Origin of the sequence: Nonomuraea aurantiaca (assembly GCF_020215705.1) — a bacterium.
Taxonomy (GTDB): domain Bacteria; phylum Actinomycetota; class Actinomycetes; order Streptosporangiales; family Streptosporangiaceae; genus Nonomuraea; species Nonomuraea aurantiaca.
On sequence record NZ_JAIWNB010000034.1, the window covers coordinates 1 to 21,353 of the forward strand.

General features: G+C 66.9%; 31 protein-coding genes. 7 read left to right on the forward strand and 24 right to left on the reverse strand.

Features of this window, described 5'->3' with window-relative positions; genetic code table 11:
• Positions 1-638: 638 nt before the first annotated feature.
• Positions 639-1,325 carry a DUF2637 domain-containing protein gene (locus LDL49_RS47325; RefSeq protein WP_225301512.1) on the reverse strand — a complete coding sequence of 229 codons (687 nt, stop codon included), beginning with the start codon at positions 1,323-1,325 and terminating at the stop codon, positions 639-641.
• A 192-nt stretch (positions 1,326-1,517) separates the two neighbouring features.
• Entirely contained in the window at positions 1,518-1,832 is a 315-nt protein-coding gene (locus LDL49_RS47330) for a tyrosine-type recombinase/integrase (protein WP_225301513.1), read from the reverse strand.
• Between LDL49_RS47330 and LDL49_RS47335 the strand changes: the two genes are divergently transcribed.
• Positions 1,814-1,954, forward strand: a complete 141-nt coding sequence (locus LDL49_RS47335) for a hypothetical protein (RefSeq protein WP_225301621.1) — start codon at positions 1,814-1,816, stop codon at positions 1,952-1,954. The two genes, LDL49_RS47330 and LDL49_RS47335, sit on opposite strands and share 19 nt — an antisense overlap.
• A gap of 50 nt (positions 1,955-2,004) precedes the next feature.
• Here the strand turns inward: LDL49_RS47335 and LDL49_RS47340 are convergent, their stop codons facing one another.
• The 3 genes from LDL49_RS47340 to LDL49_RS47350 all read right to left on the reverse strand — a co-directional run bounded on the left by LDL49_RS47340 (position 2,005) and on the right by LDL49_RS47350 (position 3,648).
• A complete protein-coding gene (locus LDL49_RS47340; RefSeq protein ID WP_225301514.1) occupies positions 2,005-2,628 on the reverse strand; it encodes a hypothetical protein in 624 nt (207 codons plus the stop codon).
• Positions 2,582-3,211, reverse strand: a complete 630-nt coding sequence (locus LDL49_RS47345) for a hypothetical protein (protein ID WP_225301515.1) — start codon at positions 3,209-3,211, stop codon at positions 2,582-2,584. The genes LDL49_RS47340 and LDL49_RS47345 overlap by 47 nt, the downstream gene beginning before the upstream one ends.
• 125 nt (positions 3,212-3,336) lie before the next feature.
• Positions 3,337-3,648, reverse strand: coding sequence for a UBP-type zinc finger domain-containing protein (locus tag LDL49_RS47350; RefSeq protein WP_225301620.1), 312 nt, complete (start codon positions 3,646-3,648; stop codon positions 3,337-3,339).
• Between the two features lie 404 nt (positions 3,649-4,052).
• Between LDL49_RS47350 and LDL49_RS47355 the strand changes: the two genes are divergently transcribed.
• Positions 4,053-4,235 carry a hypothetical protein gene (locus tag LDL49_RS47355; protein ID WP_225301516.1) on the forward strand — a complete coding sequence of 61 codons (183 nt, stop codon included), beginning with the start codon at positions 4,053-4,055 and terminating at the stop codon, positions 4,233-4,235.
• A gap of 198 nt (positions 4,236-4,433) precedes the next feature.
• Here the strand turns inward: LDL49_RS47355 and LDL49_RS47360 are convergent, their stop codons facing one another.
• From LDL49_RS47360 to LDL49_RS47400, 9 genes are all read right to left on the reverse strand, one after another.
• Positions 4,434-5,204 carry a VC0807 family protein gene (locus tag LDL49_RS47360; RefSeq protein WP_225301517.1) on the reverse strand — a complete coding sequence of 257 codons (771 nt, stop codon included), beginning with the start codon at positions 5,202-5,204 and terminating at the stop codon, positions 4,434-4,436.
• 259 nt (positions 5,205-5,463) lie between these two features.
• Entirely contained in the window at positions 5,464-6,213 is a 750-nt protein-coding gene (locus LDL49_RS47365; RefSeq protein WP_308016282.1) for a DUF1206 domain-containing protein, read from the reverse strand.
• A 103-nt stretch (positions 6,214-6,316) separates the two neighbouring features.
• Complete coding sequence (locus LDL49_RS47370; RefSeq protein ID WP_225301519.1) at positions 6,317-7,087, reverse strand: SigB/SigF/SigG family RNA polymerase sigma factor; 771 nt, start codon at positions 7,085-7,087, stop codon at positions 6,317-6,319.
• 130 nt (positions 7,088-7,217) lie between these two features.
• Positions 7,218-7,694, reverse strand: coding sequence for a hypothetical protein (locus tag LDL49_RS47375; RefSeq protein WP_225301520.1), 477 nt, complete (start codon positions 7,692-7,694; stop codon positions 7,218-7,220).
• A gap of 221 nt (positions 7,695-7,915) precedes the next feature.
• Positions 7,916-8,221 carry a hypothetical protein gene (locus LDL49_RS47380; RefSeq protein ID WP_225301521.1) on the reverse strand — a complete coding sequence of 102 codons (306 nt, stop codon included), beginning with the start codon at positions 8,219-8,221 and terminating at the stop codon, positions 7,916-7,918.
• Between the two features lie 52 nt (positions 8,222-8,273).
• Positions 8,274-8,558 (reverse strand): GlsB/YeaQ/YmgE family stress response membrane protein, encoded by a 285-nt coding sequence (locus LDL49_RS47385; protein WP_225301522.1) that lies wholly within the window; start codon positions 8,556-8,558, stop codon positions 8,274-8,276.
• A 234-nt stretch (positions 8,559-8,792) separates the two neighbouring features.
• Complete coding sequence (locus tag LDL49_RS47390) at positions 8,793-9,758, reverse strand: LysR family transcriptional regulator (protein WP_225301523.1); 966 nt, start codon at positions 9,756-9,758, stop codon at positions 8,793-8,795.
• Positions 9,759-9,846: 88 nt separating this feature from the next.
• Entirely contained in the window at positions 9,847-10,044 is a 198-nt protein-coding gene (locus tag LDL49_RS47395) for a hypothetical protein (RefSeq protein ID WP_225301524.1), read from the reverse strand.
• 147 nt (positions 10,045-10,191) lie between these two features.
• Positions 10,192-10,365: a CsbD family protein gene (locus LDL49_RS47400; protein WP_225301525.1), complete on the reverse strand. Its 174-nt coding sequence runs from the start codon at positions 10,363-10,365 to the stop codon at positions 10,192-10,194.
• Between the two features lie 460 nt (positions 10,366-10,825).
• On the opposite strand from LDL49_RS47400, the gene LDL49_RS47405 reads away from it, so the two are divergent.
• The 3 genes from LDL49_RS47405 to LDL49_RS47415 all read left to right on the forward strand — a co-directional run bounded on the left by LDL49_RS47405 (position 10,826) and on the right by LDL49_RS47415 (position 13,105).
• Complete coding sequence (locus tag LDL49_RS47405) at positions 10,826-11,275, forward strand: STAS domain-containing protein (protein WP_225301526.1); 450 nt, start codon at positions 10,826-10,828, stop codon at positions 11,273-11,275.
• A gap of 160 nt (positions 11,276-11,435) precedes the next feature.
• A complete protein-coding gene (locus LDL49_RS47410; RefSeq protein WP_225301527.1) occupies positions 11,436-11,831 on the forward strand; it encodes an STAS domain-containing protein in 396 nt (131 codons plus the stop codon).
• A 74-nt stretch (positions 11,832-11,905) separates the two neighbouring features.
• A complete protein-coding gene (locus LDL49_RS47415; protein WP_225301528.1) occupies positions 11,906-13,105 on the forward strand; it encodes a protein kinase domain-containing protein in 1,200 nt (399 codons plus the stop codon).
• Here the strand turns inward: LDL49_RS47415 and LDL49_RS47420 are convergent.
• From LDL49_RS47420 to LDL49_RS47450, 7 genes are all read right to left on the reverse strand, one after another.
• Positions 13,102-13,314: a three-helix bundle dimerization domain-containing protein gene (locus LDL49_RS47420; protein ID WP_225301529.1), complete on the reverse strand. Its 213-nt coding sequence runs from the start codon at positions 13,312-13,314 to the stop codon at positions 13,102-13,104. The genes LDL49_RS47415 and LDL49_RS47420 overlap by 4 nt on opposite strands.
• Positions 13,315-13,384: 70 nt before the next feature.
• Positions 13,385-13,954, reverse strand: coding sequence for a DUF6328 family protein (locus LDL49_RS47425; protein WP_225301530.1), 570 nt, complete (start codon positions 13,952-13,954; stop codon positions 13,385-13,387).
• Between the two features lie 138 nt (positions 13,955-14,092).
• Entirely contained in the window at positions 14,093-14,659 is a 567-nt protein-coding gene (locus LDL49_RS47430; RefSeq protein WP_225301531.1) for an EF-hand domain-containing protein, read from the reverse strand.
• 127 nt (positions 14,660-14,786) lie between these two features.
• Complete coding sequence (locus LDL49_RS58810; protein ID WP_308016283.1) at positions 14,787-15,206, reverse strand: YdcF family protein; 420 nt, start codon at positions 15,204-15,206, stop codon at positions 14,787-14,789.
• A gap of 123 nt (positions 15,207-15,329) precedes the next feature.
• Positions 15,330-16,226 carry a phosphotransferase family protein gene (locus tag LDL49_RS47440; protein WP_225301532.1) on the reverse strand — a complete coding sequence of 299 codons (897 nt, stop codon included), beginning with the start codon at positions 16,224-16,226 and terminating at the stop codon, positions 15,330-15,332.
• A 259-nt stretch (positions 16,227-16,485) separates the two neighbouring features.
• Positions 16,486-16,887, reverse strand: coding sequence for a hypothetical protein (locus tag LDL49_RS47445; protein ID WP_225301533.1), 402 nt, complete (start codon positions 16,885-16,887; stop codon positions 16,486-16,488).
• Positions 16,888-17,007: 120 nt separating this feature from the next.
• Positions 17,008-17,154: a hypothetical protein gene (locus LDL49_RS47450; protein WP_225301534.1), complete on the reverse strand. Its 147-nt coding sequence runs from the start codon at positions 17,152-17,154 to the stop codon at positions 17,008-17,010.
• Between the two features lie 948 nt (positions 17,155-18,102).
• Here LDL49_RS47450 and LDL49_RS47455 point away from each other — a divergent pair.
• Positions 18,103-18,504: a helix-turn-helix domain-containing protein gene (locus LDL49_RS47455; RefSeq protein ID WP_225301535.1), complete on the forward strand. Its 402-nt coding sequence runs from the start codon at positions 18,103-18,105 to the stop codon at positions 18,502-18,504.
• Between the two features lie 254 nt (positions 18,505-18,758).
• On the opposite strand, the gene LDL49_RS47460 is transcribed toward LDL49_RS47455, so the two are convergent.
• Complete coding sequence (locus LDL49_RS47460; protein WP_225301536.1) at positions 18,759-19,151, reverse strand: STAS domain-containing protein; 393 nt, start codon at positions 19,149-19,151, stop codon at positions 18,759-18,761.
• Positions 19,152-19,346: 195 nt separating this feature from the next.
• Complete coding sequence (locus LDL49_RS47465; protein WP_225301537.1) at positions 19,347-19,487, reverse strand: hypothetical protein; 141 nt, start codon at positions 19,485-19,487, stop codon at positions 19,347-19,349.
• Between the two features lie 453 nt (positions 19,488-19,940).
• Between LDL49_RS47465 and LDL49_RS47470 the strand changes: the two genes are divergently transcribed.
• Positions 19,941-20,366, forward strand: coding sequence for a hypothetical protein (locus LDL49_RS47470; protein WP_225301538.1), 426 nt, complete (start codon positions 19,941-19,943; stop codon positions 20,364-20,366).
• A 407-nt stretch (positions 20,367-20,773) separates the two neighbouring features.
• Here the strand turns inward: LDL49_RS47470 and LDL49_RS47475 are convergent, their stop codons facing one another.
• Positions 20,774-21,226 (reverse strand): BP74-related protein, encoded by a 453-nt coding sequence (locus LDL49_RS47475; RefSeq protein WP_225301539.1) that lies wholly within the window; start codon positions 21,224-21,226, stop codon positions 20,774-20,776.
• Between the last annotated feature and the right edge of the window lie 127 nt (positions 21,227-21,353).

Genomic DNA, 21,353 nt, shown 5'->3' on the forward strand with positions numbered 1-21,353 from the left:
GAGCCATCGTGAGCGTGTCCTTCCGGGAAGAATGAGCGCTTCCCTTCGACCGTCACACGATGGCTCACCTTCTGCCAGACCTCGGTGACTGATCGTCACGAACTACACCACTCGATGGGACGCCATCCGCTGTGTTGGCCAGATCGCTCCGGATGACATAACCATCCGGACAATCCATGCCACGCGAACCTCCCCAGGCCACCAGTTTGCAGGCACGCGTGTCAGGCCGGAGGGGGAAGCCGGAAACCATCCGGAGATCCGTAATGACGGCAACGTCTCCGGCCTACAGGCCAGAGCTCGAACCGTCAGGAGATTCCACAGTGTTTGATCATCCGTTCCTGCACCGCCTGGTCCGCACTGTGATCACCGCAGCCGTCCATGGAACCGTAACCGCCGTTGTGTCCGCTCCCATCACTCTGGCTATCTGGTGGATCACTCAGCGTTAACCAGCCAAACGGGATACAACAACATGAACCCGGGAGCGGCGGTCAGCCGCTCCCAATTGGGGGGGCACAGCCTGGGCGCCGAGTATCGATAGCTCACATCACTTCGCATCCGTGAGCTGCCGCACCACCGTCACCGACAAGCGAGCCGCATCCGCATCCGGCCTAGTTCAGCGCCAATCGAAGCCGACAGCATCATCCCAGATCCCCCGCCAAACCAGCGTTCTTGATCCAGCGTCCCCAACGAGGACTACGTGAGAACTGCGTAGCGATGACCTTCCCGGACGGGAGAGCTCCATCCGGGCGTCGGTTCTCCTGCGCCCAACGCCAGGCAGAGCGATGAAGACTCGTGATCTCGTTGTCAGGGCGCCCGGCTCGGTCCACAGGCAGAGCCAGAGCGCCACAGGTCTCGTCTCCGGCCTCAGGGACGTCCGACCCTCCGGCCGCAAGCGTCTCCTCGCGCTCCTGCACACGGCTAGAGGTCGCTGACAACCGACGGACCTGGGACATCAACAGCTCATAGCTGCCGATAAGAGCGGCACTCGGCCAGGCAGCGATGATGCGGCCGATCATGCTGGGCTCGGCAACCGCGATGTTCGCGCCGAGACTGGCCAGGCTGGCGACCACGAGAAGGCCCCAAGCCAGTGCGCCGCCGCGAGAGCCGTACCGGTTGGCCAGCAGGATGGACATCGACGCGACAACGATGGCGCCATCCACCGCGAGCGGGATGAGCACCGCCGCGAAATGGTCCTCACCATGACGCAGGCACAGTTCATGCATGTGACGGAAAGAGACGACGGCCGCGATCCCGGCCAGCAACACAACCCCGCCGATGGTCGTACGCTGAATGTGACGCACCGCAAGAAGGCTCGGCTCCACCATTCACCCCTGTCCCAACAGGAACTTGGTGGTGAGAGTGAAGTGGTGTGCAATTGGTTCGACTCCCCCCTCGGACACCAAAGAAGCCCCGAGAATGTGCAGGTCACAGGCTCGGGGCATCTTCATTTCTGCCTCCAGAACGAGCCGTGATACTCCGCTGATACTTGTGGGTCCGAGGCACGCGGGTCACGCGCTCTAAACCAGGGCCGCGAACCAGTCGGCGGCCTCTCGCTGATTGCCGGGCATAACATGAGCGTAGACCCGGAGAGTGATGGCTGGGTCGGCGTGACCGAGGCGCTCGGCGACCATCTTCAATGGCTTGCCGCCCGCGATGAGGATCGTGGCGTGGGTGTGGCGGAGGTCGTGGACGCGGATGCGGCAGCGCCTCGCGCCCTCGTACGCGAGGCGTGGCTGACCCAGGCGTCGCCTATCGGAGCGCCGCTCATGCTCATCGGCTTCTGGCCGCTCGCCGTAAGGAGTACAGGTAATGGGTGGTCCTGCCAAGCTCACCCCCCGACCTCGAGGCCGGCCATAACGCGGCCGTCGTCGAGGGCATCGCCGAGGTGAAGCAGCGCCGCCAGGCGCAGAACAACCCTCAAGGGCGGCCAGCGGGTGAACTGGCCGCCGGCTAACAGCAGAAACGTAGGTAGTTCTGCAGGTCGCCGAGTATGCGCGCCGGGCCTCATCCGGGGCCGGACATCGCGAGCAGTTGTTCGAGCATGGCCCTGTAGTCGCGAAGAGCCAGCCTGAGCTGCTCGGTGTCGCTCTGGTCGGCGTTCTTCCACCGGTCGCGCAACTCGCTCGTGCGCGTGGTCAGCGAGCCGGTGAGCGTGATGACGATCTCCTCGACCAGCCCATCCGCCCGCTCCATCGCCTCACGCGGGTCGTCCACGAACGTGGCCTGCAGGTCTCGCCAGCGCGTGTGCGCCTGGTCAAGATCCTGGTCGAACAGGGCAGGGCTCTGTGGGGGTACGGCATGCGCCCGGGCGGGGGCGGGTTCGGGCTCGACCGGCACGTCGGCGGCGTTGGGGCCCGTGGACCGCCTGTCCTGGATTCCGACGTCGGGGTCGGTTGGACCCTGGGCCTGGTGGCCCGTCGGCTCCTCCACCGAGCCGGGGGCATTCCCGTGGGTCTGTTCCTGTTGCAGGTTGTGCGCAGGGCCAGGGCCCTTCATCGGGGTGTCGCCCTCGTACACCGTGGTGTCGCGCTGCCGCGGCGATTGCAGATCTTCGTCTTCGTGCTTGCGCGGGTCCATGTCGTCACCGTCCTCCGGGATCGCGACGGAGGGTGCGTTCGTCTTGGTCATCGCGGCCCGTCGCCGCATCGCGGCGGGAGGCGCGGTCGTTCACCGGCGATTCGCCGAGGAGTTCCTCGAACAGAGAGCGGTAGTGGACCATCGCCTGGCGCAACTCCTCCGTCGAGGCCTTCTTCGTGGCCACACGGCCGCTGATCTCATGGGCTTGCCGGTAGTGGTCAAGGGTGTCGCCGTGTCCCACCGAAAGGTCGGACACCCGCTGCTCGAAGTCCTCGATCGGGTAGCCGCGCTCGGCCATGACCGCAGTCACCAGCTGGTCGGCTTCTGTCACCGCGAAACCTGGAGCATCGACGAAACGCTCCTGCACCTCGGTCCAGCGCACGGCATAGGTCTGCCGGCTCTCGGGCGCCAGCGGTCGGATGTCGAGCTCGGCGACGCGCTCCTCACGGGCGAGCAACTCCTGTTCGGCCGCGCCCCTGTTCTCTTGCCCAGCCAGCGTGCGTTCGTATTCCGGGCCGAACCGTTCACGGAGGCGGCTACGGCGCTGATGCCGTAGTGCGAGATACGCGACTGCGGCGATGGCCACCACCACTACCACGACGACGGCCACCCAGATCAGAGTCCCGGCGGTCATGTGACGCCTCCTCATCTGCTGTTGAGATCACGGCTGCCCTGGAGACGCCGCTCGAAACGCCCAGGTCAGCCCACTTGGGTTGCCGGTAGCCGAAGGCCTCTGCCCGAGGGCTTTTCTCGTCCCGCTCACACGGTTCGCCCGTGCACATAGCACCATCGCCAGCTCGAGCCCGCCTCGATCGCGGCGACCACCGGATGATCGGTCTCCTGGTAGTGCGCCTGGGCGTGGCTGCCGGGAGAATCGTCGGAGCAGGCCACCCATCCGCAGGTCAGGCAGGCCAGGAGGCGTGTCCAGGCCCAGCCGAGGACCAGGCATTCCTTGCATTCGGGTGATCCGCGTTCCACAACCATCAGCGTGTCGAGGTGATTGCAGCGCGGCGCGCTACCGTTCAGAGCGGCCCGCCCGGTTACCTGCATACCTTCTGCGTCCAGGGTCATCACGACCCCCTCACGGCGACAGCGACGCAAGGTGCGCCGACTGATCTCATACCTCAGTCAACGTGATCGGCGAATCAGCGGAAACAGGCAATCGCAGCAAGCCCCATCACCAGCAGCGATAGCGGGGACGACGGTATCCGATCTGTCGGTCACTCACGGCCCCACCCTGGACCGATATAGGCAGGCGCACGCGATCAGTGGACGCGCCGCCCGGGACGAGGCAACCACCGAGGATCTACGGCAGGCCATGCAGCACTACCGCGCCCTGTTCGACGACCTCCTCATCGGGGCCGACGAGGGTCAACGACAAACGACACCAGCCCACGGCGAGCCGTCGCTTCAGGGCGACGGCTCTGGAGACTGCTGCTGCGCGACGACGCCGATGGCCACGGGACGCGGTGACCATGATCGAAACCATCGCGGCCATCATCTTCGGACTCGGCCTGCTCTTCGACCTGCTCAACGTCTCGCTCGCCGGGCTCGACGGAGTTTTCTTCGTGCTCCTTGGGCTATGCCTGCTCGCCCTGCACCGGTCGGGCATCGGTACCGCTGGCCTCTGCACCGGCTGGCGGAGGAGAAGGAGCTGATGCGGGGCCGTGCAGGGCGCGCCACAGGCGTGAGCTTCCCTTCCGACCGGGGCTGCCACTGCACCCCACAGCAGCGGACAGGCAGGCCGGACGAGCGATTAATCGCCGGCCGTCACCGCCTGTTCGAACCCCTCGGCAGGGGCGGACTGGGGACCGTCTGGCGCGGACGCATCAAGCTGCTGCCGCGCGACGTCGCGATCAGGGAGGTGGCGCTACCCTCAGGCCCCGAACGGACGATCCTGGCCGAGCGCGGATCGTGCTGGAGTTCGTCGGCAGGTGACGGGTTTGGTCGGCTCTGGCAGAGATGCCGAGTCGGCGCAGCACCCGCAGGAAGAGCGTCACCGAGCAGGTGAAGGCGAGCACGCTGATGACCGCGACGGCGATGGGGCGGACGAGCAGGTAGGTGCCGAGCGTCGCGTGCAGCAGCAGCCAGATGCTCAAGGTCGAATTCAGCAACAGGATCAGTGCCCACAGCAGGGTGAGCTGGACGAAGCAGCGGCGGACCCGCTCGTGCGTGATGACCGCCCGGGGCAGCCGGACGTATTCGCCGATCAGCTTGCCCACCAACGGACGGCGCAGCCGGACGGAGACCAGGAACACCATGCTGAAGCAGAGTGTGCCCAGCTCGGGCTGCAGGAAGTAGATGATCGCGTTTCCGCTCCAGGCCGCCAGCGCGACGCGTACGGTGATCGCGATCGTGGCCAGGATCATGCTCGCGGAGACCGTGCTGCCCCTGAGCAGCCGCCAGGCCACGCTGCCATAGGCCCAGGCGAGCACCGCGGCCAGCGCGCCGTACAGGCCGAAGACGGCCAATGCAGTGTAGAACAGCGTGAGAGGGACGATCACCGCCTCCAGCAGGCGGGGGGCGGCCTGCCTGGCCAAGGACGTCAGGCCGGGAAAGACCACCAGCGCTGGGCCCGCTACCACCGGAGCGGCATTGCTTGCGGTACTGGCCTGAACGGTGGCCACGATGTCCTCCAAAGACCCGAAGACGCCTTGGCGAGCGTGCTGCGAGCAGCCAGGCTCCCGAGCACCCATCGCGGCACACCGCCTCAGGCCGGCGGCCGGACCCCCTCAGTTAACGCCCATCGCCGCCGCCCGGATACGGGCGAAGCCAGCAAGGCTCATCGCCGCCGCCGATCACCAAATCCGCTCAGCGGCGCCACTGGATCCAGCACCCCGGCTCGACGGCGGGGCGCAGGTCTGATGGTTAGGTCGGTGAGGTCGTCTAGCCGGGCTCTGTCTTGCGCCAGCGCGCCTCGAACCAGGAGTAACACCCGAAGGTGACCAAGCCGAGCGCGACGGCGACCAGCAGCCAGGGGCCAAGGGGCGTCAACGTGAACTTGCGCAGCGCCCCGTCCAGCCCCTGGGCCTCTTTCGCATCGAACGTGGCGGCGGTGACGACGAGGAACACGCCGAGGACGGCGAACACGCTCCCACGCGCGAAGATGCCCACGATCCCCAGCGCCTGGACGGTCTTGCGGGTGCGCGCGCTCATCTGTGTCATGTGCAGGTTGTCGACGAACTTTCTGCGGACGGCTTCCACCATCATGCTGAGGCCCACCCCGACGACGCCTAGACCGACCAGCAGGACCAGCCATCGGCCGCCCGTAAAGCTCATGAGGATCGCGGTGAAATCCTTGGATTGCTTGTTGCCCGACCGCTGACTTCCGACGCCGAGCAGGAAGGTGACAATGCCGATGCACAGGGCTATGTACATGACGGCACGGCCCAGCGACGCCAGCCGTTTGGTGACTGTCTGGCCGTTCGGGCTGGCCTGCCCGTAGACCACCTCGGCCAGCCGCCACAATGCCAGCCCCGCGAAACCGACCGCTACCAGCCACAAGAGCACCAACCCGCCGGGGTAGGCGATGACGGCACGCATCGCTCCTGAGGTGTCGGCCGCCTCACCGCCGGCGCCTACGCCGATCTGTACGGCCAGCACGCCGATGAGCAGGTAGTTGACACCGCATGCCACGAACCCTCCTCGGGCGAGCCCTTCAAGCCAGCGGCTTGAGGCCGCCTGGCGGCCCGCGGACTTGACCCCGCTCTTCACCGTCATCACAGACCTCCAGGTGCGGTTAGTCGGTCAGCGCCTTGCGTAGCTGGCCCAGGACGTTGCGCAGGATGCGGGAGATATGCATTTGGGAGAGTCCGAACTCAGCGGCGATCTCGGCTTGGGTCTGGTTGCCGTGGAAGCGCAGCAGTAGGATGTGCTTCTCGCGCGTGGGCAGGGCGTCGATGAGCGCCTTGACGGATTGCCGGCCGATGACGGTGTCCAGTGCTTCGTCGTCCTGGGACAGGAAGTCGCCCAGACTGGAGGAGTCGCCGTCGTTGTTGACGGGGGCATCCAGCGACAGAGTGCTGTAGGCGGCCGAGGCGTCCATCGTCAGCAGGACGTCTTCCTCCGACAGGCCCATCTCGAGCGCCAGCTCGGCGACGGTAGGCGAGCGGCCCAGGCTCTGGCTGAGGTCGGCGGACAGCTTGTTCAGCTTCGAGCGGCCTTCCTGGTAGACGCGGGGAACCCGGATGGCCCACGCATGGTCCCGGAAATGGCGTTTGACCTCACCCGCCATGGTGACGGCCGCGTAGCGGCGAAAGTCGTGCCCGAGGCCGGCGTCGAACCCGTTGATGGCCTTGACCATGCCGACGTAGGCGGCCTGGAGGAGGTCATCGACGGGTTCCCCTCGGTTGCGGTAGCGGCGCGCGAGGGACTTGGCCATCCAGGCGTGCGTCTCAACCAGCCGCTCGCGCAGCCGTGCTTTGTGCGCTTCCGAGATCTGCGGCCGGACCATTTCGATCAGGAGCTCTTCGGCGGTCATCTGTTCCAGGCCAGTGTCCAGGACGGCCATCCTTTATCCTTTCTTCCGGTTGCCTGGCAAACGCCCGGCGATCCGTCGGTGGACAAGGACGGCCAAGATCGGGGGACGTGGAGGACGGCCGGAGTCAGTGTTCAACCGCACCAACGGGACGGGGTTACCGTTACGCGTCATCACGGTCGGAGGCGTCGGTGAGTGGCAGCAGCCGGTGCAGGGTGTCGCGGTAGGAGCGCAGGGTTATTCTCAGCTGCTCGGTGTCGTTGTGGCCGGAGTTCTTCCACAGGTCCTGCAGCTCACGGATGCGGCTTTCCAGGGCTTGATGGACTGAGGCCATCACTTCGTCCAGGAGCGAGTCGGCGCGTTGCACCGCATCGCGGGGATCGTCGACGAAGGCCGTCTGAAGGTCGCGCCAGCGGTCATGGACACCGGCCGGGTCGCTGTCGAGCAGAGACACCGCTGGTGCCGGCGGTGCGGGTGGTGGCTGGGCCGACAGGTCGAAGACGAGCTTGTCAGACGGTGTCGTCGGCGGGGCCTCCTCAGCGCTGTCGCGTTCCTGAACGGGGACAGGTACGGGCCGGAGCGGCGGTGTGTCGGCGAATTCGTCGAGGCGCTTGTCAAGGCGTACGTGGTCGTTGCGCATGTCTGCCTCCTGGAGATGTCGATGCCTTCGCGCACGTTGGCGAGGACGGGGCAAAGACAACGGTTGGACATAGGTTGAGCAGCGGCACGCCGATACCGGTGTGCCGCCTGGTCCTGACCGCCCATCGGAGTTGCCGCGGCGTACCGGCCGCCGCCGGCACGGGCGTTCCGCACGGCTTCAGATCGGAAGCGGTCACCGGTACGGTCTTGGCGCTTCCCTTTTCACAGGCGACGATCGTCCGGGGCCGCCCTGCGGGTTCCACCCCGTCTGCCGTCGTGGTCGGGCAGGTCTATCAGGGTGGGTGGCGGCCGGTCGTCGATGACGTCCTGGCGGCTGCGGACGGTGGACTGGCTCCAGCGTGACCGACTGCGCAGCAGCAGAGGCAGCAAGAAGGCGGCGGTGCCGCCGAGCATCAAGACGGCACCTACGATGCGTAGGTTGAAGCCGCCCGCCGAGCCGTCCGCCACGGCGAAGGTGAGAATGGCGCCGAAGACGATGACCGCGATGGCCGCGGCAATGGGCATCACGCATTACCCCTGCCGCGGCAGACACCTGAGCCGCGGGGTGAGTGGGGCGGGGTCATCGGCGGCCGGCCCAGCGACCCGAACGCCGGCCGATGATCAGGTTGTAGCCGAGCAGCAGGACTGCCGCGCCGACGATGGCGCAGATCCAGGTGGACAGGTTGAAGAAGCCCTGGATGCCCGAGACGTGGAACACCTTGGTGGCCACGAAACCGCCCAGCAGCGCCCCGGCGATGCCGAGCGCGAAGGTGATGATCAAGCCTTGCGAGTCTTTACCGGGGACCAGCATTCTGGCCAGCAGTCCGGCGACCAGTCCGAGGATGATCCAAGCGATGATGCCCATGACCGAACTCCCTGTGGCGGTGCATCGATGTCTGCGCGGGATCGGTCTTCCGGACCGGTCGAAGCAGGGGCCGGCCGCTGCGGGGTTGCTGGGGCCGACGGTCGTACTCGTTCGCCTTGAGCCAACACCCACGCGTACGGGGCGGAAACAGGCGATCCGCAAAGGAGCCATCTCCAGAACCGATCAGCAGGAGAAGGAGCACCGCGGCGCGACCGGCATTGAAACCCCGGCGCATCACACAGGCTCATCGCTGCGACTGGTGGCTATCGGAGCGCCGGGTATCGGTTCGGTGGGCCGGGCGACGGATTGCAGCCAGCCGAGCCGTTGGGCGAGTTGTCGGGCGCTGTCGATGACGGCGGCGACGTGGGGCGAGGCGTTGGCGTCGTGCCACAACAGTGACCAGGGATAGTACGTGACGGGCTCGGTCAGCGGCCGCCAGGTGGTGCCCGGCCGGTTGGAGGTGTGGGAGGAGGAAGGGATGCAGTACACGCAGCGGTGCTGGAGGACGAGGTCGGCGGCGGCCCGGGTGCTCTCCACGGTCCCCTCGTAGATCGTGGGCGCGAATCCGGCCGAGCGGCACAGCTCGATGACGAACTGGTTGAGCTCCGGTGTCTGGCTCTCCTCGCCGAGCAGCAGGAGCTCGTCGGCGAGGGCGGCGACGGGCACGGCGTCCAGGCCGGCGAAGCGGTGGTCGTCGGGCACCAGCACGCCGAGCGGATCGAGCCTGATCAGCTCGGAGGCCACTTCGTGCGGAACCTGCGAGGCATGCCCGATGCCGATGTCCAGGCGCCCGTCGGCCAGTTGCCGGTACTGCTCGGGGGTGCCCGCCTCGACCTGATGGATCGTGATGCCGGGATGGTTGCGCTGGAGCTCACGCAGGATCTGCGGCATTGAATCGTAGCCGGCGTCGATGATGCCGACCCGAAGCGTCGGTGTTACCGCGACGGCGTTGCGCGCGACCTGCTTGGCCCGTCCCACGTGGTCGAGGATCTGGCGCGCCTCGACGAGGAAGGCGGCGCCCGCGGGAGTCAGATCGACGTGATGGGTACTGCGATCCAGCAACCGCACCCCCAGCTCGCGCTCCAGCCGCTGCACCTGCTGGCTCAGCGCGGACTGCACGATGTGCTCACGGGCAGCCGCCCGGCCGAAATGCAGCTCCTCGGCCAGCGTCACGAAATAACGCAACTGGCGCAGTTCCATGCCCGCCACCCCTCCCTCAACCGGGCAGCGCCGATATGGACCGTCTTCCTGCACTTTCGACCCTCGCGCGGCTTTGACAGCCCTGCCACTACTTGCTGGGCTTGGGAGTCTGGCAGGCGATCTTCGGGTTCATACCAAGATAGTTGAGCGGGCCTGCCAGGACCGTTACGGCGATGGTGGCCACCTGGTTGCAGTTCTCGACCGGTCCTGTGTAGTAGCCACGTTGGCCCGCCGCGACGGCGCCGGCGATCAGCCACAGGATGAGCACTATCGACGCGAAGCGCATCGCTTCTGTCTCCATCTTTTCGTTGCGCGGAAGTGTCGGAGGCGATGAGGGGGAACGGCGAGTCGCACGGCTCATCGTGGGGTGTGGCAGTATCCGGGCGGGACCGGTTCGCGGCCCGGCCCCGCCGGGCAGCCTGCCCAGAGGGAGTCAGCGCTTGAAGGCGTCCTTGGCCTTCCCGCCGGCCTGCTTCAGGTTGCCCATGACCCGATCGGTCTTGCCCTCAGTCTGGAGGCGCTGGTTGTCGGTGGCGCGGCCCAAACGCTGCCTAGCCCAGCCCTTGACAACCTGCGCCTTATCTCGGATCTTCCTACCAAGACTCATAGCGATTTCCCTTCACCGCCCGCTCTGCCATCACCCGGGCAGACCATTGATCCGTCTGCCCGTCAGCCATGACCTCGCGCAGACGGACACTCACCGCGCTCAGGCGGCTTGGAGTCCCAGTGTCCTCCCCGGCCTATGGCGGGGAAATGAGCAAAGATCAGGCCGGTTATCACTGGAACCGATGAGCGTACCCCCGGGCCGATGTCGGTGCCCGGGGCCGGGAGATCGGCACTTCTTCGGGCAAGGTCCCGCTACTCTCACCCGACCAGCCCCTGGCCGGTGATCGCCACTGGTGATAAGCCTGGCTGACATCGGTGGTTTCCGCTCCGTCGAGCCTGCTGGATGATCAGGTCACTGCACCGTACGACACTGCTCACGCTGGCATCCTCGCAACGTGTTCACGCCGCCGCTTCGACCCTGCGGCCCTCTTGTCTCCCGTACTCCCCTGTAGGAGCCCGGCATGAGCACCAAGGACGCCGCCAGCGCCCCCGCTTCCGTGATCGCCGCCCTGGTCGAACGATTCGTGACCGCGCTCACCCCCATCACGACCGCACCCATCAGGGCCGTCCCCGTCACGGCCACCGACCAGCTCCTGCGCATCACCCCACTTGCCGATCGTGCGGGCCTGTGGATCGAGGGCGAACTCGACCACTCCACCCTGCCCGACTTGAGGCAGGCGCTGGGGTCGATGGCGAGCGGCCGCGGCTTCTGTGTCGATCTGAGCGGCCTGGCGTTCATCGACGTCGGCGGGCTACGCGCCCTGGTCAGCGTCGCCGCCGCTCTGCACGACGGCGGAGACCATGTTCTAACGCTGCGCTCAGCGCCCCCACAGCTGCGACGCCTGCTCCAGCTCACCGGCTGGCGCCAGACGCCCGGCCTCCACCTGCAGGTACCGACGCACCCCGGCTAAACGGCTCCGCTCACTCATGTGCCACCGATCCCCGAGGGATGCCCCCGGCGTTGTGCCGCCGGCCACCTGCGCAGCACGGTCACCGACCTCGTTCGACCTCTTCGCGAAGCCCTATCGCCGCGAGGCCCGCATCCTGTGATGCCCCCGATCGGAGAACCCCATGACCACCCTCCACCTCCGCCTTGGGGCAGGTCTGTGGCTCATCCCTGCTGCCGCCACCATCGTTCACCTGCGCGGCGAGCTCGACCTCGCCACCCGCGAGGCGGTGCGCGAACGCCTGCTGCGCGCCCTGCAACACAGCACCAGCATGCTCATCCTCGACCTGTCCGGGGTGTCGTTCTGCGACGCCGCCGGGCTGAGCGTCCTTGTCGGCGTCCAACGCCAGGCCAGATCCCTGGACATCGCCCTCGGCTTGGCCGCGCCCCGCCCGCATGTGGCCAAGGTGCTGCGCCTCACCGGCCTGGACTGCAGCTTCCCGATGTACGGCACCACCCCCGGCACGGGTACGGGCGGGGTCTGGGGCAGGGTCGGGTCCGGCCCTGCGGCAGCGCGCTAAGACTTCGTGCGCCTATGTCTGTTCTCCCAGCCGGCACCGGGACGACCGCTCGGCCTCGTCCTGGTCTACCCGCCGTGGCAACAACCGAGGTGGACCCGCTACGCCATCAGGTGGTGCGCGAAGCCCAGATCGAGGCCGCCGCGATCATCGCCCAGGCCCGCTCCGACGCCGAGCAGATCATCGCCTCAGCACAGATCATCGCCTCGGCCAAGCTGCAGCGTGCGCGCAGCCAGCACCCGCCGCGGCGGAGGAGCCAGGCAGACCAGGCCACGCAGCCGGCGCCCGCACCCGGCGACGGCGACGTCCCTGTGCCGATCATGGTGCTCAACGACCGCTGGCGCATCTACGCCCCCTTGAACGCCGACGCCAGCGCCATGGCCGCCCTGTACATGGCCTACGAACTCGCCGACCCCGCCACCACCGTCGTGGCCAAGGTGTTCCACCAAGCCAACAACGACTCCCAACGGTTCCGCGCCTTCCTGCGGGAAGTACGCGGCATGCGCCTGAACCACCCGCACATCGGGCAGATCATCGGCTCCGGCCAAGACCGCAGATCCCAAGCGGTCTACCTCATCTCGCCCCTCTACCAGCCGGGCAGCCTCAACCTCCATCTCCAAAAGCGGGCAGGCGCCGGCGTCTCGCTGACGTGGGCTTTGCAGGTCCTGGATCAGGTGCTGGCCGGGCTGCAGGCCGCCGCTCTGAGCAACATCATCCACCTGGACATCAAGCCGCAGAACATCGTGCTGGACGGCCCCACCAACATCAGGATCATCGACTGGGGAATGTCCCAGCTGCACCAGGCCGGCAAGAGCGTCTCGACGGTATCCCCCGGCGGCACCAAATGGTTCGCCAGCCCTGAGCAGCTCGGCGCCACCGACGCCGCCCCCAGCGGCCTGTCCGACCTGTACGGCGTCGGCGCCCTGGCCTACTGGCTGCTGACCGGCCTGGCACCGCTGCGACGCGAGATCGAAACCGCCATCGGCGCCGACGCCGATCTGCTTCAGGTCCGCCACCTGATGCAAGCCGGAACCCGGCCCGAACGCGCCGATCACCTCACCCCGGACGTCCCCGAACACCTGGGCCGGCTCATCGACCAATGGCTCAGCTACACCCCCACCGACCGCATCCCGCACGGGATGGACCTCACCGCTGCGCTCGTCTGGGCGCGCACGGCGTTGGCTGACAACGCCCGTATCCACATCCCGGTGGCAGACGCTGACTGGAAGTGCCCGGCAACCTGGACTTCCTCGGGCGCGCAGAGACATCAGTGCTAGGAAGCGGACCGGCGCAGGTCTTCTTTGGCGATCCGCTCGACGAAGATCGGAACGAAGTCACGGATCGGCCGCCCATCGAAACGGTGGTGGGCCACCACCACCGCAGAATGTACCCGTTCAGCCGAATGGCTGCGGGCGAAGGCTCCGGCCAACCGTGCCTTCAGTTCATCCACCGCCAGGTGTTCACGTTCGGCGACATCAATGTCCATGTACTCTCCTACGAAGGGGTTGGAGGGCGTATCTCGCCGAGCACCTCGGGGCCTGCGTACCGCCGCCCGGCTAGTCCTCGTTGTGTGTTGTCTGCGGCGGGTTGGTCGTTGCCTGGCGGCGCAGGTCGACGATCGGCTGCAGGAGCCACAGCCAACAGGTCGCCAGCGCCGCAGCGGCACCGAACACGATGGCGAGCCAATTGCCGAGCACAACCTCGGCCACCAAAGCCACTCCGGCGGTAATCGCGACCGCCAGTGATACGGCGCCGACGAGGCCCAGCTCGTTGGCGCGATGCACGATCTTCTCCTTCAGCCCGGTACGAAACAGCAACCGGTGCTGAACAGCGGGCGTGATGAAACAGACCGAGGCGGTGGCCGACCCTGTCAACGCGATGAAGAACAACCAATGGCCCGAGGTGTCCACCTTGGCGAAGCCACTCTGAAACGGCATCGCCAGCAGGAAGGCGAAAAGCACCTGTACCCCGGTCACCATGACTCTCAGCCCCTGCAGGAGCTCGGACAATTCACGATCGATGCGTTCCTTGTGGCTTTCGTCGGCGCCGCTCTTCTCGGCCGTCCCGGCAGAGGAGTCGCCATTGGCGAGAAGGCGGCTTTGGCTCTCCTGATGAGGTAACGCCATCGGTCTGACACCTCCGTGAGTTCTCCGTGGCACGACCACGGAGTGGATCCATCAATCGTGTTTCCGGCTCGCGGCCTCCTGAGCACCGCGACCTTACTGGCGGGGACTCGCAGCTCCGTGCGGGCGTGTCAGGGGTGCTCAAACGGCAGCCCGAGCCCGGAGAGTCCACTGATCGCCGCCGATGAGGTCATCGAACAAGGCGTGATAATGCGTCATGGCCTGTCGCAGTTCCTGTATTGACACCCAACCGTCCCCGGCGCGCCCGCTGATCTCATGGGCTTGGCGGTAGTGCTCCAGGGTGCGGCTGTGTCGCAGCGACAAGTCGGAAACCTGCTGCGCGAAGTCCTCGGTGCTATAGCCGCGCTTGGCCATGACGGCCCGCACCAGCAGATCGGCCTCGCTGACCGCGGGACCCGGCTCATTCACGAAACGCTCCTGAACCGCGGCCCACCTCTCGGCATAGCCGCGGCGTGAGTCGGGATCGAGCGGCTGTATATCGAGTGGACCCGATCGCATTCGACGGGCTCGCAGCTCACGCTCGGCCGCCCTGCGGTTGCCCGCAGCGGCAACAGTGCGTTCGTACTCGGGGCCGAATCGCTCGCGAAGGCGGTCACGGCGCCTCCGCAGCCAGAAAAAGCCGACGGCCGACGCCACCACCATCACCCCGCTGATGACGGCCACCCACATCACTGCCTCGGCGGACACGACCGCCTCCGCCCCGGGTATCGCCGGCGCATCCCGCCCGAAGACAGGTGACCGGACACCGCCAGTCAACACTGCTCACCCGAAGACGGATATGGGCGTTTCACGCAAAGCTCATCGCGGGAGCTGATCACAGCTCACGCCCCTCGACAGGCTGAACTGTCGCCTCGACCCAGAGCGGCTCCGTGGCGACGTCGAGATCATCCTCGATCCGCGCCAGGCCGGATCGAAGATCTGGATGATACGCACATGCCAGCAGAATCGCCTCGTCAGGCACGCCGAGCTCCAGCGCGTGCTCGCGGAAGTGGACGGCCTCGCCCCGAGGGAAGCGGGCCGCCGTGGTGGGGCTGGTGGCGCCGGAGAAGACCAGCAGCGGGAACCAGCCGGCGCGGTACAGCTCGGCCGCCGCACGCGCGACTCCCAGATCGTGGCTGCCCAGGCCGATGGCCACATCGCACCGACGCAGGTCGTGGTGCATCTGGTGGTAATCCCAGATGGTGCGGGCGTGCTGCCACTGCTCGTCGGTGATTACTTGCTGCTCGACGCTCACTCGGCTGCTCCTTGATCGCCGCCCTTGTGGGCGTACTCCACCTTCGAGGATTAGCAGGGGACGCTCGCGGGGATCCGTCTGCCCGTCAGCGTGCTATTGGTGGTCTGCCACTGCCAGCCGTGATTAGGGAACTGGCATCCAACGCCATGGACGCGACCCGCGTTCGCCACGCAGGCATGCCAGCCGTAGCATCACTTCGTCGTGCCGCGTCGGGTTCTCCGCCGCGACCTGGGCAGCCATGCACGTCATTCGAAACTCGCGGATGTCCCGCAGCGTCTCGAACCCGGCCCACGCGGTGACGTCGTGCCCGTACGCCCGCACGAACACGTCGTAGTCCTCGACGGTGATGCCAGCCAGCGTGAACGCCTTCACGGCCGTGGAAGTCAGGTCCCACTCCGGGGGGCCAACCGAGCAGCGCTCAAGGTCGAGCAGCACCACATCGCCGTCGTCAGTCGAGACGACGTTGCCGATCCAGGCGTCGCCATGCACCACGCACTCGGGCAGCCCCTTGGGCAGTTCGGCGTAGTGGGCTTCCAGCTCGTTCAGGTGGCGGCGCATCCACCGCCGGTCGGCGTCGTTGAGCGTGGCGGCGCGCTCGATGCGGTCGGCCAGGCGAACGAACGGGTCCAGGCGGCCGACGTCAAACGACGGCGGCGGCAGGTCGTGCAGGCGCCGCAGCGCGGTGGCCACCTGCAGCGCGGTCCCGTGCCGGTGCGCCGACAGTTCCCCCCACCAGGTGATCGCGCGGCCGTCCACTTCGGCGGGCTGGTCGACGTCGGGCCACGGCTTCACGGCGGATACGTCGTTGGCGTCCAGCCACCTGGCCACGGCCACTTCGCGCGCCGCGGCGGCGGTCTGGCCTGAGCGGGTGATGCGGGCGATGATGCCGCCGGGGAGCCGGAACAGTGCGTTCTCGCCGAGCCGGATCAGTTCGGCCCCGGCCGCGTCGAGCCCGGCGCGGCGGCTGGCCGCTCCGAGCACATCCCGCGCGGCCGCCTCGGTGCTCGTGGTGTCGGTCATGTCTGGACCGCCTCACGGATGCGGCGCCTCAGCTCGGCCACCGGCGTCCGTCTCTCATGCGGGTGCGCGAACCGGGAAAGCTCGCGCATGTCGTCTTGGGCGCGGCGAGAACGCACAGTACCCGCATCGCTGACCGCACGCCCGCCGATCACCGCGCCCTCCTCGACCTCGCCGTGGGACTTCGACGGGCTGATCGTGGACTCGGAGATGGCCGATTGCACGGCCTGGCGCGATGAGTTCGAGCGCGCCGCTGTCGCGATCAGGCAGCGCCGCCGCGCTCGTTGAGCCCGTCATCCGTCCACCCGTTGGTGAGGATCACCGGCAGGCCGGCTACGACGGCGATCGCGACGACCGGCGCCGGGACGTGCAGCGCCAGCCCCCAGAGGCTGAACGTGTCGGCGACCCAGGGCAGGTGGGGCCAGCCGCACAGGACGAGCATCGCCGCGAGGAAGAGCCGCTCGATCCGTATTAGCTTCGGCGAGCGGATCGGCTGACCGCGCGTAATCAGGTAGATGCGGGTGCCGAACACGGCCAGTACGAGCAGTGACACTGCCGGTCCGATCAGCCACCCGGTTACCCACTCGCGCGTCCAAGGGGCGAACTCATCTGCGGCGACGCCTTGAATCTCGACGCTGGTCCAGGCCAGCGCCAGCGTCAACACGATCATTCCTGCGGCTGCCAGCCGGTTGGCGGCGTTGATAACTAATTAATAACCCTTGAGTTGCTTGAGGCTCACAGAGCCTCAAGCAACTCAAGGGTATTAGTTACCGGCTGCGGCGTCTCATTCTCTCCGGATCAGCAAGAAGGCCCCAAGGGCGATCAACACAATCCCCAGCAGGACCAGGGTCGCACCGATGCCGATCAGGATCGTCCCCAGGAGGACGAGGATCGTCCCGATGAGGAGGAGAAAGATCGCGAGCACGGTCACGGCGGCCTCCTGTCACCCTTCCGCCCGACACCCTTCCCCTCTCCAGCGCAAACACTCTGCCCCCGACGACTCTCAACGGCGTCCTTCTCGCCGGGTAGCCCCGGTGCATTGCTGCACCGGGGTCAGGTAGCGACGGCGCATTGCTGCGCCGCCGCCCCCTCGGAACCGTGCATGCGACGGGCCTTGCCCACCACATCGCCCATCCTCCGCCACCACCACGGCGACGACCAGCGGGATGGACCGCTTCATCCCTGAGGGGAGCCGCGATCGTGGTTCGGGTAGTTCAGCAGGTGGACGGCCACCGGTGTAACGGCGTTCCGCTCGTCAACGGCGCCGCTGGAAGGCTGCCGCGTCCGACCCCGAAAACCTGTGTTCGCCGCAGTAGACATTTGTGGCCGCTGAGGCTATTGTTTCTCACATCGCAAGGACGGATCGACTGGGCAGCGGAAGTATTGGCACCACGATGAACTGCCCGGAGCAAGATGAAGTGGAAGTAGATGGCAGAGGGTCGGACGTGACGGGCCAGCGCAGTAGTTAAGGGCCCCGACCGTGGACGCGCTGCCGCAAGTGAAGTTGCAGTAGCAGTTGGTAGGTGGCAGAAGGTCGGACGTGACGGGCCAGCGCAATGGTTAGGGGCCCTGATCGTGGACGCGCTGCCGTAGGTGAAGTTGGACAATAGGTCGCGAAGATAGAGATGAAGGGAGTGTTGAACGCCATCGGGATCGCCCGTTGTCGGCTGTGTCTCGCCGCTCGGGTACCGCAGTTCCACAGATAGGCAGGTGGTCTCCGGTCACGCATCCGCGATCCCCGCATCACCGCCGGACAGTACGGCGGAGCGGAAAACAGTAAGCCGGCCAGATGGCCGGTAGATGGTAGATGGTGTTTGAACTCTTCGGGGCCCCGGCGCGACAGGCGCCGGGGCCCCTGTGCGTAAACGGAAAGGAATGTATGGATCAACGTCGCTCGGCTGCCGACGGTGACACGCTCACTCACGGCAGGACTGCGAACACGGCCGGGTCCAGGGCTGGATTCAGGGCCGAAGAGGGGTTCGAGGATCGGTTCGACGATGAGGACTACCCCGCCTACAGCATGGGGGCGGCCGCGGAGATGCTCGGTGTCAGCCCCACGTTCCTGCGGGCGCTGGGCGCGGCGAAACTGATCGAGCCGAAACGCTCCGGCGGCGGCCACCGCCGCTACTCCCGCTACCAACTGCGGCTGGCCGCGCGAGCCCGGGAACTCGTCGATCAGGGCACCCCCGTGGAAGCCGCCTGCCGGATCATCATCTTGGAAGACCAACTCGCCGAGGCGCTGCGCATCAACAACGCGCGCGACCGCCCGGCCGGACACTAGCCCCCGGCGGTGTGAGAAGACCCGGCAGCGTGAGGCTGACCGGGTCTTGGTGCGCGAGAGCGCGACTTGATCGCGCTCGTTGCCGCCGGCCACGCATCTCCGCAATTCATGCCACCTACCAGGTGTGATGACGTTTCGCACGCCAATGGACATCTGGGCTTCAGCACGTGCGGTTCCCAGGCGCCCGTGACGGCGCCCGTGACATGGTCCTTGCGTCTCCAGCCAGATCGGCCTATGACCGGTCGGCCTGCTGTTCAGGTGCCTTTAGGCCCGGGCGGCGGCTGCACCGTCTCAATCGCCTCCTCCACCGACGACTCCACCTGGAACGCGGTGCGCAGGCCGGTGATCGTCAAGATGCGCTCCAGCGGGCGCGGGATGCTCGACAAGACCAGGCTGCTCTGCTGTTCGCGGCTCTGCTTGAGCAGCAGCACCAGCACGCCGACGCCCATGGAATCGCAGAACGTCACGCCGCTCAGATCCAGCACCATCCCCGCCGACTGCGTCGTCTGCCAGGCGTCCTTCACCTGGCGGTGCAACAGACCCGCGGAGTTGTAGTCGAGCTCGCCGGCCACGCGCGCGACGATGAAGGTCTCGTGCAGCCCGATCGAGACGGTGAAGCGGTCGGAGGAACCATCGTCCTCATCCATGAGGCATCATCCTTGACCCCAGACCGACAACGAGCAACCCTCCCGGAACGGGGCGGTATTACCAGGTCAGCGCAGCAGGACGACTAACCCGCCGCCGACCGAAGTCGAGGGGCTCGCGCTGCTGGAACACCTGCTCGGCGCAAGGGTGATCACCCCGCGCCGCGCCGGAGCCGGTGCGGGCAGAAAACGCGACACTCAGTGGTGGTGACGCCGCGAGCGGACCTTGTCGAAGAAGTGGTGAGCCTTCTGCTGGGCGTGCGGATCCCCGGCCACCCGCTTGACCTTCTCGACGTCCCGCTTGCGCGGGCGGCACAGGTACGCGCGCACCTTGTCCATGAGCGAAATCATGCGCACCCCCTACCCAGAAAGCGCCCCGCCACCGCCCTGACCATTACGCCAGGCCACAAGCCTCGGGGGTCCGGCCCTCGGGAGGAATGGAACGATCAGTAGCGGTTCGGTGTGCAGTTGCCACGCTGATCGCCGTCGCGGCCAGCAGGCGGACGGGGGGTAGGGATGCACCGCCACTGACTGCAAATTGTAACTTAACAGCTACATCGTGTGTCAGTGGGGTGGGGGAGAACGAACACGCAGAGTCCGCCCGCAGGACGGAGGGAACCCCGCCCTCCCTCACCGCCCCCTCCGACGTGAGGAAACGCCATGTTCACCCGTTTCCGCCAGCGCCCTTGCCGCCGCCACGGCCCTCACGCTTACCCTGGCCGGCCCCGCCGCCTCCGCAGCCGATTCCCCACCCCCGGCGACAGCTTCAGGCTCAGCCTCAGCGCCGAGCAAGTGACGTTCACCTGCGACAAAAAGACCCACACCATCAGCCTGAAAGGCAGCGTCTCCCTCCAGGCGGGCCTGCCAAGCCCGGCTCACCCGCTCTCCCTGCCCATGACGGTCACCAGCGCCGAGCTGTCCGGCACCAGCTCCGCATTCGGCAAGGTCATGGCGAGCCTGGACGGCACGCCGATCGGCGAACTGGTCAAGCAGGGCGTGGCGACGCCCTTCCCCGCCCGGCATGACCTGCCGCTGAAGCTCAACATCACTTTCGAGCGCGCGGCCTGCGGCGGCGGCGCCAACGCCGCGCAGAGCTCCATGCGGCGAGCGGCTGAATCCCTGGTCCTGACCACGAAGGATCCCGCCAAACTGATCGGCACCCTCACCACGTTTCGCCCAAGAGCGGCCTGTACCAACTGCAAAACCCCGTCGACCTGATCCTGCCGGACACCCCGGAAACGACCGTCGCCAGCATCCAAAGATCCCCGTCCAGGTCGGCGGCCTGTAGGGGTGGAGGGGACCATTCCGGTTAACTGGCGGTTCCGAGATACGGGTGAAACCGGCCATCAGTCGATCATGTTCGTAAGGAAGTGAACCGGAGCGTCTCCGTGACCCTGGGGTGCGGAATCTCGGAAGTGCGGCATGGAGTCGACGCCAATTACAACGGGCGTCGCTCGCACTATGGCGAGTCGACCTGGTACGCCTGCCTGGCTTCTGCGCCAACCGGCTGAATCTATGGTGTGAAAGAACCCAGGGCTGCACATCAGCAGCCCTGGGTTTCGTCGTTCACCATGGCGCTGCGGCCGTTGCGATGTACGTCGCCGGCAGGCCGCAAGCGCGGGAGCTTACGGTTCGGGAATCTCTCGTACCAGGCGTGAGGTCCAGGGGCACCAGATGAGGCCGGGAAGGAAGGGGCCGCCCGCTTCGTCCAGGTGCTCTTCGACGTAGGGGATCGTGGCGTCGCACACTTCGATGGCGAAGTCGAAGAAGTCGACCGTGTCGGGGTTGTAGTGGTAGCTCCAGCGCCAGTTGTAGGGGGCGGGGCGCTTGATGATCCTGCCGATGATGTGAGGCTCGCTGGTGGTCGCGCCGCTCAGCAGGTCTCTGGCGTGCTGGATCTTGGCGGGGTCGGTGAGCTTGAGGACGGCCGTTTCCTGGGTGATGTCGGTGAACTCGAAGTAGGCCTCCGAGGCGGTGGCGCGGTGGGCCGCGTCGGCCTGCTGGGCCTGGGCGGGTGCGGCCAGGGCGATCATCGCGACCGCTGCGAGGGCGGCGATCTGGGGGGTGATACGTCGCATTGGCATCTCCTGTGCCTGGTGGGGTCGTGCCCACGCCCCGTCGTCACGTACTGCAACAGAAGGAGTGCGTTGGGTGCTTGGAGTTGTCCTCGTCCGGACTGGCCGGCTACTGATGCAGCCGGTGCGC